The 502-nt window shown below is 62.4% G+C and carries 1 protein-coding gene; it reads left to right on the forward strand.

Annotated elements, in window-relative coordinates; translation table 11 throughout:
- Positions 1–79: 79 nt before the first annotated feature.
- Positions 80–502: hypothetical protein (locus tag ACU8YE_RS24460; protein ID WP_446929977.1), on the forward strand; the 423-nt coding region annotated here is incomplete at its 3' end.

Genomic DNA, 502 nt, shown 5'->3' on the forward strand with positions numbered 1-502 from the left:
GGCTTGGCAGGTCCGAGAGCGTGATAAGTTTCTTGCGCTCAGAACGGCCGAGAGCTTCCGGAGGCGACGGCGCCTTGGGATGCGCTCGTTGGACGAAGTGCGCTCCGACAACGCTACTCAACTCGCGGCCCGCGAAGCCCAGCATCGGCGTGCTATCGACGAACGTAGCGTGGCTCGTGCCGCGGCCAGAGCGGCCAAGCCATGGCGTGTCGAGGGTCTTTCAGCGGCGGAGCGTTGGCGCATCCGATATGAGCATGATCCGGACTTCAATCTGCGCGAGCGCTTGAGAACAGCGCTACGGCACAAGAAGGAAGGGTTTCGCTTCGCCGAACGCATGCGCGAAGCACTTGAAACAGGCGGCCGGAGCAGATCAATCGAGCGGAAGCTGGGATACAGCATCACTCAGCTGGCTGCGCATTTGGAGCGCCAGTTTGGTCCCGGCATGGATTGGCCGGTCTTCCTGACCGGGCGCATCCATATCGACCACGTTCTGCCTCTCAGC

The organism is Ralstonia sp. VS2407 (assembly GCF_052950655.1).